The sequence below is a fragment of the Amycolatopsis australiensis genome (genome assembly GCF_900119165.1).
GTDB classification, from domain to species: domain Bacteria; phylum Actinomycetota; class Actinomycetes; order Mycobacteriales; family Pseudonocardiaceae; genus Amycolatopsis; species Amycolatopsis australiensis.
In genome coordinates, this window is record NZ_FPJG01000006.1 from 7,530,145 (window position 1) to 7,544,247 (window position 14,103).

The 14,103-nt window shown below is 72.4% G+C and carries 16 protein-coding genes; 8 read left to right on the forward strand and 8 right to left on the reverse strand.

The features are described 5' to 3' along the window. Together BT341_RS35850 and BT341_RS35855 are read right to left on the reverse strand one after the other, a co-directional pair. On the reverse strand, positions 1–837 hold the full coding sequence (locus BT341_RS35850; protein ID WP_072480439.1) for a hypothetical protein: 837 nt from the start codon (positions 835–837) through the stop codon (positions 1–3). 163 nt (positions 838–1,000) lie between these two features. Further along, positions 1,001–1,243: a DUF3039 domain-containing protein gene (locus BT341_RS35855; protein ID WP_072480440.1), complete on the reverse strand. Its 243-nt coding sequence runs from the start codon at positions 1,241–1,243 to the stop codon at positions 1,001–1,003. A gap of 67 nt (positions 1,244–1,310) precedes the next feature. Between BT341_RS35855 and BT341_RS35860 the strand changes: the two genes are divergently transcribed. Genes BT341_RS35860 through BT341_RS35875 form a run of 4 tightly spaced genes read left to right on the forward strand, consistent with a single transcriptional unit; the run spans position 1,311 to position 4,500 of the window. After that, entirely contained in the window at positions 1,311–2,099 is a 789-nt protein-coding gene (locus BT341_RS35860; RefSeq protein WP_072480441.1) for a sporulation protein, read from the forward strand. Beyond that, entirely contained in the window at positions 2,099–2,716 is a 618-nt protein-coding gene (locus tag BT341_RS35865; RefSeq protein WP_072480442.1) for an HD domain-containing protein, read from the forward strand. The genes BT341_RS35860 and BT341_RS35865 overlap by 1 nt, the downstream gene beginning before the upstream one ends. Before the next feature lie 9 nt (positions 2,717–2,725). Beyond that, complete coding sequence (locus BT341_RS35870; RefSeq protein ID WP_072480443.1) at positions 2,726–3,631, forward strand: pseudouridine-5'-phosphate glycosidase; 906 nt, start codon at positions 2,726–2,728, stop codon at positions 3,629–3,631. Next, positions 3,628–4,500: a carbohydrate kinase family protein gene (locus BT341_RS35875; RefSeq protein ID WP_072480444.1), complete on the forward strand. Its 873-nt coding sequence runs from the start codon at positions 3,628–3,630 to the stop codon at positions 4,498–4,500. Before BT341_RS35870 ends, BT341_RS35875 begins: the two co-directional genes overlap by 4 nt. 3 nt (positions 4,501–4,503) lie before the next feature. Here BT341_RS35875 and BT341_RS35880 read toward each other — a convergent pair whose 3' ends face one another. Together BT341_RS35880 and BT341_RS35885 are read right to left on the reverse strand one after the other, a co-directional pair. Further along, positions 4,504–4,839 (reverse strand): DUF3099 domain-containing protein, encoded by a 336-nt coding sequence (locus BT341_RS35880; RefSeq protein ID WP_177329107.1) that lies wholly within the window; start codon positions 4,837–4,839, stop codon positions 4,504–4,506. 17 nt (positions 4,840–4,856) lie between these two features. Further along, positions 4,857–6,122, reverse strand: coding sequence for an amidohydrolase (locus BT341_RS35885; RefSeq protein ID WP_072480446.1), 1,266 nt, complete (start codon positions 6,120–6,122; stop codon positions 4,857–4,859). Positions 6,123–6,150: 28 nt separating this feature from the next. On the opposite strand from BT341_RS35885, the gene BT341_RS35890 reads away from it, so the two are divergent. The 4 genes from BT341_RS35890 to BT341_RS35905 all read left to right on the forward strand — a co-directional run bounded on the left by BT341_RS35890 (position 6,151) and on the right by BT341_RS35905 (position 11,635). Then, positions 6,151–7,653 carry a DUF7782 domain-containing protein gene (locus BT341_RS35890; RefSeq protein WP_177328977.1) on the forward strand — a complete coding sequence of 501 codons (1,503 nt, stop codon included), beginning with the start codon at positions 6,151–6,153 and terminating at the stop codon, positions 7,651–7,653. Continuing rightward, positions 7,650–8,075, forward strand: a complete 426-nt coding sequence (gene dtd / locus BT341_RS35895; RefSeq protein WP_072480448.1) for a D-aminoacyl-tRNA deacylase — start codon at positions 7,650–7,652, stop codon at positions 8,073–8,075. The genes BT341_RS35890 and dtd overlap by 4 nt, the downstream gene beginning before the upstream one ends. 289 nt (positions 8,076–8,364) lie before the next feature. Further along, complete coding sequence (locus BT341_RS35900) at positions 8,365–9,399, forward strand: sigma-70 family RNA polymerase sigma factor (RefSeq protein ID WP_072480449.1); 1,035 nt, start codon at positions 8,365–8,367, stop codon at positions 9,397–9,399. A gap of 580 nt (positions 9,400–9,979) precedes the next feature. Next, the gene (locus BT341_RS35905; protein ID WP_072480450.1) at positions 9,980–11,635 is read left to right on the forward strand and encodes a fumarate hydratase; all 1,656 of its coding nucleotides are present in this window, start codon (positions 9,980–9,982) and stop codon (positions 11,633–11,635) included. Between the two features lie 57 nt (positions 11,636–11,692). Here BT341_RS35905 and BT341_RS35910 read toward each other — a convergent pair whose 3' ends face one another. The 4 genes from BT341_RS35910 to BT341_RS35925 all read right to left on the reverse strand — a co-directional run bounded on the left by BT341_RS35910 (position 11,693) and on the right by BT341_RS35925 (position 14,037). Then, complete coding sequence (locus BT341_RS35910; RefSeq protein WP_072480451.1) at positions 11,693–12,349, reverse strand: hypothetical protein; 657 nt, start codon at positions 12,347–12,349, stop codon at positions 11,693–11,695. A 143-nt stretch (positions 12,350–12,492) separates the two neighbouring features. After that, complete coding sequence (locus tag BT341_RS35915) at positions 12,493–12,930, reverse strand: SRPBCC family protein (RefSeq protein WP_072482367.1); 438 nt, start codon at positions 12,928–12,930, stop codon at positions 12,493–12,495. 23 nt (positions 12,931–12,953) lie between these two features. Next, entirely contained in the window at positions 12,954–13,424 is a 471-nt protein-coding gene (locus BT341_RS35920) for a hypothetical protein (RefSeq protein WP_072480452.1), read from the reverse strand. Positions 13,425–13,551: 127 nt separating this feature from the next. Beyond that, the gene (locus tag BT341_RS35925; RefSeq protein WP_072480453.1) at positions 13,552–14,037 is read right to left on the reverse strand and encodes a hypothetical protein; all 486 of its coding nucleotides are present in this window, start codon (positions 14,035–14,037) and stop codon (positions 13,552–13,554) included. Between the last annotated feature and the right edge of the window lie 66 nt (positions 14,038–14,103).

Below are 14,103 nucleotides of genomic sequence, written 5' to 3' on the forward strand. Positions count from 1 at the left end.
TCACTGCTTGAAGCGGTAGGTCATGGAGTCGAAGAGGACGCAGATGCCCGGCGACATCACGATCACGCGCAGGGTGCCGTCGCGCTCGTCGAAGTCCAGGCCCTCCACCTCGAAGCTGCCGCTGCAGCCGCTGCGCAACGGCAGCTGCCCCAGCGACGTCACGTGACCGGTGACGTCGGAACCGTTGAGCGGCCCGGCCAGGTCGACCTGCAGGAGCGGCTTCGTCGTGCCGAAGAGGCTGCCGTCCGGGTCGTCGGACGCGCAGAGCAGGCGGGTCGCCGTCTGGAAGTCGCAGCCCTGGACGTCGCGGACCGGGTGGTCGAGCCGGACCGCGGCGGCGTACGGCAGGTTCTGCGCGGGGTTCGTGAACACGGCGCCCGGCATCGGGTGCACCAGGAGCCGGTCCATGGTGCCCCACTCCCCCGCCACCAGCCAGCGCGCGTCCGGCGACACCGCGGCGAAGGAGTTGTTGTTCGCTTCCCACGACTCGAGGTTGTGCTTGTAGTTCGCCCAGGTGCCGTCCGGGGCCTGGACGCGGAAGAGCTTCGCGCCCCGGTCGTCACGCTGGTAGGGCTCGACGTACCAGCCCTGGGCCGAGCCCGGGTCGCCGACGTGGTTCCAGCCCTGCGAGCTCAGGTCCGCGGGGATGGTGCCGATCCCGGTGTAGCGGATGGTGGTGCCCGACGGCCGCACGATCGTGGCGAGCCCCTGGCTCTCGTCGAGGGCGCGGGCGTGGTCGGATCCGACTTCGGTCCAGCCCGTGACGGCCTGGGCCAGCGCGGGTGCGAACACGGTGAGCAGGGCGGCGACGGCGAGGACGATCCCGGTTCTGCGCATGTGCGACTCCGGTGGGTGAGGGAACCTGGCCAGCTGGATTTACCAGGACTCCCGCACCCGGCACACCCGCCGAATGAAGGTTTTTCACGTTTGTTCGGCGACTTGTCCGTTTCCGGACAGCCCGAAGACCCGGCGGGGCCACCCGCCGGGGTTCAAGCCGGGGTCACTCCCCCGGGCGGAGGCCGTCGAAGATCTCCTTGCAGGCCGGGCAGACCGGCGACCCGGGCTTCGGCGACTTCGTCACCGGGAAGACCTCGCCGCAGAGCGCCACCACGTGCGTGCCCATGACCGCGCTCTCGGCGATCTTGTTCTTCTTCACGTAGTGGAACATCTTCGGCGAGTCGTCGTCGGTGGTGTCCGTGCCCTCGGGCGTGGTCTCCGGCTTCGTCAGCGTCTCGGTGCTCACCCCGCCATTGTGCCCGAGTCCCGCCGAACCCCGTACGAAAGCCCCTCGGCCTGGCAGGATCCACGCCATGTTCGAGAAGGTGCTCGCGACGTTCGGCTCCGGCGGGGCGAAGATCGACGCCCGGCTGCTCGACCGGGCCGCCGCCCCCGGCCGTCCCCTGCACGGCGAGGTCCTGCTGCTCGGCGGCGAGGTCGACCAGGAGATCAAGGGCCTCGCCGTGACGCTGCTGGCCCGGGTCCGGGTCCCCGGCACGGACAAGACCGAAGATCTGCCCTTCGGCACCCGGCAGCTCGCCGGCCGGGAGGTCATCCGCGCCGGGCAGCAGGTACGCGTGCCCTTCGAGCTCGCGCTGCCCTGGGAGACGCCGGTGACCGGCGTCCACGGCCGGCCGCTGCCCGGCATGGCCGTCGGGGTGCGGGCCGAGCTCGACCTCGCCGCGGCGGTGTCCGACCCGTTCGACGCCGACGCCGTCGCGATCGAGCCCCTGCCCGCGCAGAAGCGGGTCCTCGACGCGCTCAGCCGGATCGGCTTCACCTTCCGCGAGGCGGTCCTCGAGCAGGGCCACATCGACGGCGCCCCGCAGCAGCTGCCCTTCTTCCAGGAGATCCGCTTCGCGCCTTCGCCCCGCTTCGCGAGCATCTTCGCGCAGGTCGCGGTCACCTTCTTGCCCTCGGCGGACCGCACGGACGTCGTCCTCGAGGTCACCAAGCGCGTGCGGGTCAGCAAGAGCGGCGGCTTCGGCGGCCGCGGGCAGGACTTCCTCGGGATGTTCACCGTCAAGCCCGGCGTCGACTGGGAAAAGCAGCTCGAGGACTGGCTGGACCAGGTGGCCCGCCCGCGCGGGATCTTCGACTGATGGACTGGCGTGACGCGGTCGCCGCGCTGGGCGGCACGCCCGGCGCCTGGCCGCGGCTGGTGGCCCGCTACGGCGAACCGCACCGCCGCCACCACACCCTGGACCACGCGGCCGCCGTCGTCCGCGACTCCGCGTGGCTGGCCGGCGACCTCGGTGCCACCGACCGCGCGGTGCTCGCCGTCGCCGCCTGGGCACACGACGTCGTCTACGACGCGAAGCCCGGCGAAGACGAACGCGCCAGCGCGGGATGGGCCCGCGAAGCGCTGGACGGGGTCGCCGAACCGCACATCGCCCGGGTCGAAGGCCTGATCCTCGCCACGATCACGCACGACGCGCCGCCGGAGGACTGCCTCGCCACGGCGCTCCTCGACGCCGATCTCGCCATCCTCGGCGCCGAGCCCGACTCCTACGCCGTCTACGCCCGCGGAGTGCGCGAGGAGTACGCGAAGTACCCCGACGACGTCTGGTGCGAAGGACGCATCGCCGTCCTCGAAGGCATGCTGGCCCGGCCGCTCTACCGCAGCGAAGCCGCGCGGACACGCTGGGCGAGCGCCGCGGAAAAGAACCTGGCGGCCGAGCTGACCCACTGGCGCCGCGACCGGAGCGATCACCGATGATGGTCCCTCGTGACCACCCCACTTTCGCTGCACGAAGAGGTCGCCTCGGCGCTGCGTGACGGGCACCCCGTCGTCGCGCTGGAGAGCACCATCCTGTCCCACGGCCTCCCGCCGGGCCGCAACCTCGACGTCGCCCGCCGCCTCGAGCGCGTGGTGCGCGACGGCGGTGCCGTCCCGGCCACCATCGCGGTGCTCGACGGCCGGGTCGCCGTCGGCCTCTCCCCCGCAGAGCTCGAACGCGTCTGCGCCCCGGACGCCGGCCTCGACAAACTGTCGCTGCGCGACCTCGGCCCGGCCGTCGGGCTCGGCCGCTCCGGCGCGACGACCGTGGCGAGCACGTCGGCGCTGGCCGCCGCGGCCGGCATCGGGATGTTCGCCACCGGCGGGCTCGGCGGCGTGCACGTCGGCGCGGCGCAGACCTGGGACGTCTCGGCCGACCTCGGCGTGCTCGCGAAGGTACCGACCGTGGTGGTCTGCTCCGGCGTGAAGTCCGTGCTCGACATCCCGGCCACCCTCGAAGTCCTGGAAACGCACTCGGTGCCGGTGCTGGGCTACCGCACCGGCGACTTCCCGGCGTTCTACCTGCGCTCGTCGGGGCACTCCGTCGGCTGGCGGGTCGACGACCCGAAGCAGGCCGCCGCCGTGATCGCCGCGCACCGCGAGTACGCGGACTCCGGCGTGCTGCTGGCGAACCCGATCCCGGAAGAGTCCGAAATGGACAAGCAGCTGCACGACCGGCTGCTCGCCGAAGGGCTGGCGCTGGTGGCCGAGCGGGGCGTGCACGGCGCCGACGTCACGCCGGTGCTGCTGGAGCACTTCCACACCGCGAGCGCGGGCGTGAGCATCGACGCCAACGAAGCGCTCGTGCTGAACAACGCGAAGCTCGCGGCCGAGGTGGCGGTGGCGCTCGCATGAGCGGGATCGTGGTCGTCGGCGACGCGGCGCTCGACGTGATCGCGCGGCACGACAAGCCGCTGCCCCACGGCGGGGACGCCCGCGCGAAGATCCGCTTCACCGGCGGCGGCGCGGGCGCGAACACGGCGCTGTGGCTGCGGTCCCTCGGCGCGGAGACGACGCTGCTGGCCCGCATCGGCGACGACCCCGGCGGCCGGCTGATCCGCGCCGAGCTGGAGGCGGCGGGCGTGCGGTGCGCGTTCGCCGTCGACCCCGAGGCGCCGACGTGCTGCGTCGTCGTGATGGTCGACGGCTCCGGGCAGCGCAGCATGCTGGCCGACCGGGGCGCCAACCAGCGCTTCGCCCCCGAGGACGTCACGCCCGATGCCCTGTCCGGCGCGCGGCACCTGCACCTGTCGGGGTACGTGCTGCTCGACCCGCCGTCGCGGGCCGCGGGCCTCGCGGCGCTGGCCGCGGCGAAGGAAGCGGGGCTCACGACGTCGGTCGACCCGCAGGCCGCCGCGCACATCACCGACCCGGCGGCGTTCCTCGACGACGTCCGCGGGGTCGACCTGCTGATGCCGAACACCGAGGAGCTGGTGGCGCTGACCGGCTCGGCGGACCCGGCGTCGGCGAAGGAGCTGCTGGACACCGTCGGCGCGGTCGTGGTGACGGCGGGGCTCGAGGGCGCCAGTTGGGTCGACGCGGGCGGCGTGACGAGCGTGCCCGCGGTGGAAGCGGACTGCGTGGACTCGACGGGCGCGGGCGACGCGTTCGACGCCGGCGTGCTCACCGGCTGGCTGGCCGGTGAGTCCACTGTGGACATCCTGCGGCACGGGACGCGGCTGGGCGCGCTGGCCGTGGGGAAGGTCGGCCCGCAGCCGGGGTGAGGCTCAGCCGTCGATCACCCGGTGGCTGGTGCTCTCGATCGCCGTCGCCTCGCGCCGGTAGCGGTTGACCTTCTCCGCCTTGCGGGGCGGGCGGTCGTTGGCGATGAGCACCGCGACCCACGGCAGCGGCACGGAGATGGCGAGGAACAGCAGCGCCAGCCACCAGATGTGGTAGGTCACCCCGGCGAGAATGAGGCAGGGGATGCGGCAGCACATCATGATGACGTACTTCCGCTTCCGCGCGGCGAACTGCTTTTCGTACGACGGGGCCGCCCCGGTGATCAGCACCGGCTCGGGGCCGTTGGCGGGCGAGGTCACTGCACCACCTCCACCGTCCATCGTCCCACTCGCGCGGCTCATGCGTCACCTGGGTGGGACAACCGGCTCAGCGCGGCGGCGACGAGCGTCTCGATGCCCGTGCGCAGCGTGGGGTGCAGCACCGGGGCGAACCGCGGCGAGTGGTTGGACGGGATGTCGCGTTCGAACCGGCCTTCGGTCATCGCGGTGACGACCGTCTCCGGGTCGAAGCCGCCGACCAGCCAGAACACCGACGGCACGCCGGCCGCGCGGCCGAACTCGCTGAAGTCCTCGCTGCCGGTGACCAGCGGCGCGGGCAGCACGGATTCGGCACCGAAGTGACGGCGGAAGACTTCGGTGAGCGCGTCGCTGGCGGCTTCGTCGTTCTCGGTGACCGGGTAGGAGCCGGAGCGGACGATCTCCGGCGGCTTCGGCGCGCCCGCCGTGGCGGCTTCGCCGTGCACGATCCGCTCGACCGCCGCCAGCACCCGTTCGCGGACCGCCTGGTCGAAGGACCGGACGTTGACCTCGAGCACGGCGTCGTCGGCGATCACGTTGCCCGCCGTGCCGACGTGCAGCGAACCGACGGTGACCACGGCCGAATCGGTGGCGGCGATCTCGCGCGAGACGATCGTCTGCAGCTTGAGCACCACCGACGCGGCCAGCACCGCGGGGTCGACCGTCGTCTCCGGGCGCGAGCCGTGGCCGCCGCGGCCGTGCAGGGTGACGCGCAGCGTGTCGGTCGCGGCCATGATCACGCCCGGCCGGGTGAGCACCCAGCCCGCCGGGCCGGGCACCAGGTGCTGGCCGAACACGACGTCGGGCTTCCCGGCGATGTCGAACAGGCCGTCCCGGATCATCCGCGCCGCGCCGCCGGCGCTCTCCTCGCCGGGCTGGAACACCGCCAGGAGCGTGCCGGACCACGTGTCGCGGCCCTTGGCCAGCAGCGCGGCGGCCCCGGAGAGCCAGGTGGCGTGCATGTCGTGCCCGCACGCGTGCATCACCGGGACGTCCTTGCCGTGCTCGTCGGTGCCGCGGGCGGTGCTCGCGTACGACAGCCCGGTCTTCTCCTCGACCGGGAGCGCGTCGATGTCGGCCCGCAGCAGGACCGTGGGTCCCTCGCCGTTGCGCAGCACGCCCAGCACGCCGGTGCCGGCGATGCCGGTGTGCACTTCGTAGCCGTCGCGCTCGAGCCGCCGGGCCAGCTCGGCCGCCGTCCGGGTCTCGGCGAAGGACAGCTCGGGGTGCCGGTGGAGGTCGATGTACAGCGCTTCGAGCTCGGGCAGCGCCGCGTCGAGCGGGGCGAGGACGCGTTCAAGGGTCACGGGGGTCATCGTGGCAGCATTACCGACCGTGAGCACGCGAAGTGTATTGCCCGACCTGACCGACGACGTCTGCGCGCGGCTGCGCGAAGCCTTCCGGCGCGCCTCCTACGACGCGGACGGCGTGGTGGCCGCCCTCGGCGGCGCGGCGCACGCGGCGCTGGGCCGCGGCGAGCCGGTGCCCGCCGAACGCGCGAGCCGGGACGCGGGTGACCTGGGCACGCTGATCCGGCTGTTCCTGCTCGGCTCGACCGAGCCGGCGGCCGCGGTCAACGCGGCCTTCGCGCCGCTCGCCCCCGCGGACGCGGTGGCCGCCGGGGTGCTCGCCGAGGTCGCCGACGGCTACCGGGCCGCGCTCGACATCCGCCCGCACGGCGACGACGAGGGCTCCTGGTGGGTCGTGTCCGACCTCGACGCGGACGTGCTCGGCACCACCGTGCCCGGGGACCACGTGCTCGGCGTCGGGCACGCGTCGCTGTCGCTGATCCGCGCGACCAGCCGCCGCCCGGTCGGCACCCTCCTCGACCTGGGCACCGGCAACGGCGTGCAGGCGCTGCACGCGACCCGGCACGCCCAGCGCGTGACCGCCACCGACGTCTCGGCGCGGGCGCTGGCGCTGGCCTCGGCGACGTTCCGGCTGAACGAGCTGGACGTCGAGCTGGTGCGCGGCGAGTGGTTCGCACCGGTCGCGCGGCGGAAGTTCGACCAGGTCGTGTGCAACCCGCCGTTCGTGGTCGGCCCGGCCCGCGTCGACTACACCTACCGCGACTCCGGGCTGGCCGGCGACGACGCGAGCGCGCTGGTCGTGCGGCAGCTGCCGGGCTTCCTCAACGAGGGCGGGGTGGGCCAGCTGCTCGCGTCGTGGCTGCACACCTCCCGCGAGGACTGGGCCGACCGGGTGAGCCGCTGGCTGCCCGCCGAGACCGACGCCTGGTTCGTCCAGCGCGACGTCGCCGACCCGGCGCTCTACGTGGGCACCTGGCTGCGCGACGCGGGCCTCGACCCGCGCTCCCCCGAAGGCCGGGCGAAGGCCGCGGCGTGGCTCGACTGGTTCGCCGCCAACGACGTCCAGGGCATCGGCTTCGGCTTCGTGACGCTGCGCCGCGCGGCCGGGCGGACACCGACAGTGGTGTGCGAGGACCTGCGGCAGGCCTACGACGACCCGCTGGGCCCGGAGGCGGCGGGCTGGCTGGACCGCGTGGAATGGCTGCGCGGATCGGGCCATTCATTGCTTGGTGTCCGTTTTGTGGTCCCGGACACGGTTCTGCTGGAAAGCATCGGGGAACCGGGCCACGAAGGCTGGACGACGACCGTCCGGCGGCTGCACCGCACCGACGGGCCGGGCTGGCAGCACGAGGTCGACGAGCTGGCCACGCGGCTGCTGGCGGGCTGCCGCGGCGCCCTGCCGCTGGAGGACCTGATCGAGCTTCTCGCGGCCGCGCAGGGCCTCGACGCCGCGGAGCTCGCGGCCGCCGCGCTGCCCGTCGTCCGGGAGCTCGTCCGTCACGGCATGCTCGTCCCGGCGGACCGGTGAGGGCGGTCGCGGCCCGCGTCACGCGGGCGGACGTGACGGTCGGCGGGGAGGTCGTCGGCGCGATCGACGAGCCGGGTTTGCTTGTGCTGCTGGGAATCCACGCCGGCGACGACGCGGCGAAAGCCGTGACGATGGCGCGCAAACTGCACGAGCTGCGCGTGCTGCGCGACGAGGAATCATGCGCGACGGCGAATGCGCCGCTGCTCGTGGTGAGCCAGTTCACGCTCTACGGCGACACGAAGAAAGGGCGGCGGCCGTCGTGGACGCAGGCGGCCCGGCCGGAGGTCGCCGAGCCGTTGGTGGACGCCGTCGTGGCCGAACTGCGCGGGCGCGGCGCCACGGTGGCGACGGGCCGGTTCGGCGCGATGATGGCGGTGTCGAGCGTCAACGACGGGCCGTTCACCGTGCTCGTGGAGGTCTAGACCACTCCGCTCCGGTTCACATCTTGACATGATTCACATGGGATTCTCAGGTTTCCCGGCCGCATCCGCGTTCTCAGCAAAAGCTCAGCAATGGTCGAGCAACCGGAGCGCGCCGGCAGCCGTCTTCCATTCAGGCGAGCCGGGAACGTTTTGGAAACCCGGAGCGTTGTGCCAGATGTCCAGCCAAGCCGGCCGGACCGGCGCACCGGGTTCCACAGGCCCCGGCGCGCGGGTACGCACCCGGTGGACGACCGCAGCAGCACGTTCAGCCCGTGACCGGGGAGGCAGAATGTCAGTCCAGACTCTCGAACGCGAGTCGCGCGGGATTCGCGAGCGCATCCCGGCTCAGGCGGTGTCGTCGGAGGAGCCGGTGGGCGTGGGGGCGCTCACCGACGCCGACCTCGACGCCCAGAGCCCCGCGGCGGACCTCGTCCGCGTCTACCTCAACGGCATCGGCAAGACGGCCCTGCTGTCCGCGGCCGACGAGGTCGAGCTCGCCAAGCGCATCGAGGCGGGCGTGTTCGCCCAGCACATGCTCGACACGGCCGAGGACCTCACGCCGAAGCGCCGCACCGAGCTGGCGGCACTGGTGCGCGACGGCCACGTGGCCAAGAACCACCTGCTGGAGGCCAACCTCCGCCTGGTGGTCTCGCTCGCCAAGCGCTACACCGGCCGGGGGATGCCGCTGCTCGACCTGATCCAGGAGGGGAACCTGGGTCTCATCCGCGCGGTCGAGAAGTTCGACTACTCCAAGGGGTTCAAGTTCTCCACCTACGCCACGTGGTGGATCCGGCAGGCCATCACCCGCGGCATGGCCGACCAGGGCCGCACCATCCGGCTCCCGGTCCACCTGGTGGAACAGGTCAACAAGCTGGCCCGCATCAAGCGCGACCTGCACCAGCAGCTGGGCCGCGACGCGACGCACGAGGAGCTGGCGGCCGAGTCGGGCATCCCGGCCCACAAGATCGCCGACCTGCTCGACCACTCGCGTGACCCGGTGAGCCTCGACATGCCGGTCGGCACGGAGGAGGACGCCCCGCTGGGCGACTTCATCGAGGACTCCGAGGCGACGGACGCGGAGAGCGCCGTGATCTCGGGCCTGCTGCAGGACGACCTGCGCCGCGTCCTGGCGACGCTGGACGACCGCGAGCAGCACGTGATCCGCCTGCGCTACGGCCTCGACGACGGCCAGCCCCGCACGCTCGACCAGATCGGCAAGCACTTCGGGCTCTCCCGCGAGCGCGTCCGCCAGATCGAGCGCGAGGTCATGTCGAAGCTCCGCCAGGGCGAGCGCGCGGACCGGCTCCGCGCGTACGCCAGCTGATCGAACGTCTCCCCGGAAACGGGGCGGGCCAGGTGCGCCCGCCCCGTTTTTCGCGTTCACGGGCCGCTGACCAGGCGTTCGGCAGCGCCGGAAAATTGTCCACGAAAACCGGGTTTCACCGTTCACGCGTCCGGGTAGCAACCCTCCGCCAGCACCCGTTCGGCCGCGTTGACTTATGACCTGCGTCACGACAGCCTCGAAGTGCCGGCGCAGGCCTCGCAACCGGACGTGCACGCGTCCGGGAGCTTTCCCCGGGAGGTCGGGTCCGTCGGGGTGGACCCGGCCTCCCGACCAGCTTCCTGAACGGCACGCCGACGGCGCATCACCCGCCCGTCCACCCACACCTCCCCGCAACCCCGATACGAAGCCAGGACACGGCCGGTGGTGCCGGGTCAAGGCACGCTTTCCCGCCTTGACCCGGCACCGCCGGTCGTAGTCACAACCGGGCTTCGGGGTGCCGACATCGACTGAGCCGCCTGCCGGGCGTGGGGTAGCCCACAGTGACCGGACGCCTCTTCGGCGCCACGGCCGCCGCCGCCTAGGGTGGGGCCCATTCCGGAGCTGGCAAAGGAGCCTGGCAGTGCCGTCCACCACCACTTTTCAGCACACCGAAGTCCTCCCGCTCGGCAAGGACACCACCACCGAGTACCGGCTGGTCACCGCCGAAGGCGTCGAGACCGTCGAAGCCGCCGGGCGGACCTTCCTCAAGATCGATCCCGCCGCGCTCACCACGCTGGCCCGGACCGCCATCACGGACATCCAGCACCTGTTGCGCACGTCACACCTGCGGCAGCTGCGCGCCATCGTCGACGACCCGGAGGCCAGCGGCAACGACCGCTTCGTCGCCATGGACCTGCTCCGCAACGCCGCCATCTCCGCCGGCGGTGTCCTGCCCATGTGCCAGGACACCGGGACGGCCATCGTCATCGGCAAGCGCGGCGAGGGCGTCCTCACCGGCGGTGACGACGAGCGCGCCCTCTCGCAGGGCATCTTCGACGCCTACCAGCAGCTGAACCTGCGCTACTCGCAGATGGCCCCGCTGAACTTCTGGGAAGAGCGCAACACCGGCACCAACCTGCCCGCGCAGATCGAGCTCTACCACAAGGACGGCGACCCGACCTACGAGTTCCTCTTCATGGCCAAGGGCGGCGGCAGCGCCAACAAGACGTTCCTCTACCAGGAGACCAAGGCCGTCCTGAACCCCAAGCGGCTCGCGCGCTTCCTCGACGAAAAGCTGCGCAGCCTCGGCACCGCGGCCTGCCCGCCCTACCACCTCGCGATCGTCGTCGGCGGGATGTCCGCCGAGTTCAACCTCAAGGTCGCGAAGCTCGCTTCCGCGCGCTACCTCGACACGCTCCCGACCGAAGGCTCCGAGCTCGGCCACGCCTTCCGCGACCCGGACCTGGAGCAGCAGGTCCTGGCGATGACCCGCCAGTTCGGCATCGGCGCGCAGTTCGGCGGCAAGTACTTCTGCCACGACGTCCGCGTCATCCGGCTGCCGCGCCACGGCGCGTCCTGCCCGGTCGGCATCGCCGTCTCCTGCTCCGCCGACCGCCAGGCCAAGGCGAAGATCACCGCCGACGGCGTCTTCATCGAGCAGCTCGAGCGCGACCCCGCGCGGTTCCTGCCCGACGTCACCGAGGACGACCTCTCCGACGACGTCGTCGCCGTCGACCTCAACCGGCCGATGGCCGAGATCCGCGCGCAGCTGTCGCAGCTGCCGGTGAAGACGCGGCTTTCGCTCACCGGGCCGCTGGTCGTCGCCCGCGACATCGCGCACGCGAAGATCGCCGAGCGCCTCGACGCCGGCGAGGAGATGCCGGACTACCTGAAGAACCACCCGGTCTACTACGCCGGCCCGGCGAAGACACCCGAGGGCTACGCGTCGGGCTCGTTCGGCCCCACGACGGCCGGGCGGATGGACTCCTACGTCGAGCAGTTCCAGGCGGCCGGCGGCTCGCTCGTCATGCTGGCCAAGGGAAACCGCTCGAAGCAGGTGACCGCCGCGTGCCAGGCGCACGGCGGGTTCTACCTCGGCTCGATCGGCGGCCCGGCCGCGCGGCTCGCGCAGGACTGCATCAAGAAGGTCGACGTCCTCGAGTACGCCGAGCTCGGCATGGAAGCCGTCTGGAAGATCGAGGTCGAGGACTTCCCCGCGTTCATCGTCATCGACGACAAGGGCAACGACTTCTTCGCCAGCACCGGCGAACCGGTGCTGCAGATCAGCTTCCGTTAGCAGGCGAGGGAAGGGGACACCGGCCCGCCACCGGTGTCCCCCACCTTCCCTGCTCCCTCAGCCGACGCGCTCGATCCGCGCGCGCCGGATGAGGAACTTTCCGGGCTCCCGCACCTGTTCGAAGGCCGCGTTGTTGAGCAGCACGCAGCTGCCCGACACCGAGGTCACCGTCACCGTGGTGGACTTCGAGTTGTCCAGGTTGGTCACCTTCAGCTCGGTCCCGGCCGGGAACTGGTTGCTCGACGCGGCCGGCGCGCCGCCCTCGCCCGAGAGCGTCACGGTGGATCCGGGGCACACGACGTCACCGGCGGCCGCGGCCTGGTCCTGCTTCTTCTGCCGGCCGGGCGCCTGTGCCTTGCCCGGCGCGTTGCCCGAGTTGCCGGGCGCCTGCGCGGCCTGGCCGTTGCCCGCCACGACGTTCGCCGTGCAGCCGGCGGCCTGGCGCCGTTGCTGGATCAGGCCGACGACCGCCTGGCGGTTGGCGATCCGCGCCGCCGACTGCGCGTCCGGGTTCGCCTGCTGGCCCGCGATGAAGTTCAGGTTGTTCTGCAGGGCGGTGTCGAGTCCCGCGCAGTTCTCCTTGGGCGCTTCCGCCGCGTTGCCCGCGGGACCGCTCAGCGCGATGGCGGTCGCGGTGATCCCGGAAACACCCAGCAACGCGGCCAGTCCGATGGTCGCCCGCTTGCGGTGCCGGCCACTGCTCAACCGGGGCATGAGCCCCTCCTCTCTGATCGCCACCTCACCCATGGATACGGCCCGGTAACGCGGGCGGTTCACCGGGTTCCCGGGATTTTCGACGAGTTCGACGATCAGTGGTCCGGACCAGTGGCGCAGAGCGTCCACAGGGGACACCCCGGTCAGGCCGGGAACAGCTCGGTGAGCCGCGCCAGGGTCTTCTCGATGCCCTGGGCGTTCTTGCGCGGGAACGGGCTGAGGCTGATGGCGAGCGGGAACCTGGCCGTCGACCAGTCGAACGTCTCGGTGACTTCGGTGCGGCCGCCGTCGACGGGCTCCAGCCGCCAGCGCCAGCGGTGCCCGTTGAAGTGCCGCCAGGCGATCAGGCGGTTCTCCTCGAACTCGACGACCGTGTTGACGATCTGGTACGACGCGCCCAGCTTCATGTCCATGCCGAACTTCGCGCCGAGCGTGAGCCGGTCCGGGCCACCCGGCTGGGCGGCCCGGACCGTGCCGGATCCGTCGATGAGCGGATGCCGGGCCGGGTCGGCCAGGAGCGCGAAGATCTTCTCCGGCGCGGTGGCGACGATCACGGTGCGTGAGACCTGGCGGCTTCCCATCAGCCGAGCCCAGGTCACGACGATCACCTCGGCGGCGTGGTCTTCAGCACGACCGTGCGCCCGTCCAGCGGCGCGGCCAGCGGCACCGAGATCACCGGGTAGCGGATGTCCATCGTGCACATCTGCCCGGTCTGGGCCTTCGTCTCGCTCAGGTCGACGACGACGTGGTCGGCGGTCTGCTCGGCCGCTTCACCGAGGGCGTGGCCGCAGCCGCCTTCCTGGGCGCGGATGTCGAGGACGGTGCCGCCGTTGCCGGTCCACACCTCGCGCGGGTAGCTGGCGGGCAGCGCCGTGGCGTCGATCTTGTCCGCCGGTACCGGGGTGCTGCCTTCGGGCACGGTGAGGCGGGGCTTGCCCGGCGGGTTGGCCGAGGGCGACGTCGGCAGCCCCGGCTGCGTCGGACTCGCCGGAACGCTGCCGGCGGGGGTACCGGTGGGCCTGTCGTGGCCGGCGCACGCCGTCGCCATCAGGAGCAACGCGGCTGTCCCGGCCACCTTCGCTGAGTACCTCATGTCCCGAAGACGGAACGACCGCGGCGAGGGTTGCACGCGAAGCCCCGGACGTGGTCCGGGAGGGCGGCCCCGGGCATCCCGGGGCCGCCCTCCCAGCGTCTCGTGGTGCTCAGCCCTGCCGGAGCACGACCGTGCGGGTGCCGAGCGGCGCGTTCAGCGCCAGCGGGATGCTGATCTCCTTGAGGTAGTCCGGGCACATCTGGCCCTTCTTGCCGGTGATGACGGCGACCAGCACGACGACCTCCTGGGCCGTCTGATCGCCGACGTGGGCGGAAACGCGCCGGCAGCCACCCTCCTCGGCCTGCAGGATCAGCGTCCGGCCGTCGGCGCTGCGGGTCAGGCTCCGCGGGTAGCCCTCGGGCAGCCCACGCGCGTCGACCTGGGTCTCCGCGATCACGTCGTCCCCCGGGGCGATGCCCTGGGTGGGGCGCCCGGTCGTCGGCGACGGCGGTGGGCCGAGCGTCTGGGTCGTGGTCGCCGGGGCCGAGGTCGCCGAAGTCGCCGGCCCGGCGCTGCCCGCCCCCGGCGCGCCGCCGGAACCGGCCGCGCAGGCGGTCACCGTGAGCAGCAGCAGGCCCGTCCCCAGCAGTTTCACCGTGGTACGCATACCTGCCAGACGGAACAGGCGCGCGCCGGGTTGCATCGGCCCGCCGGCGAGCCG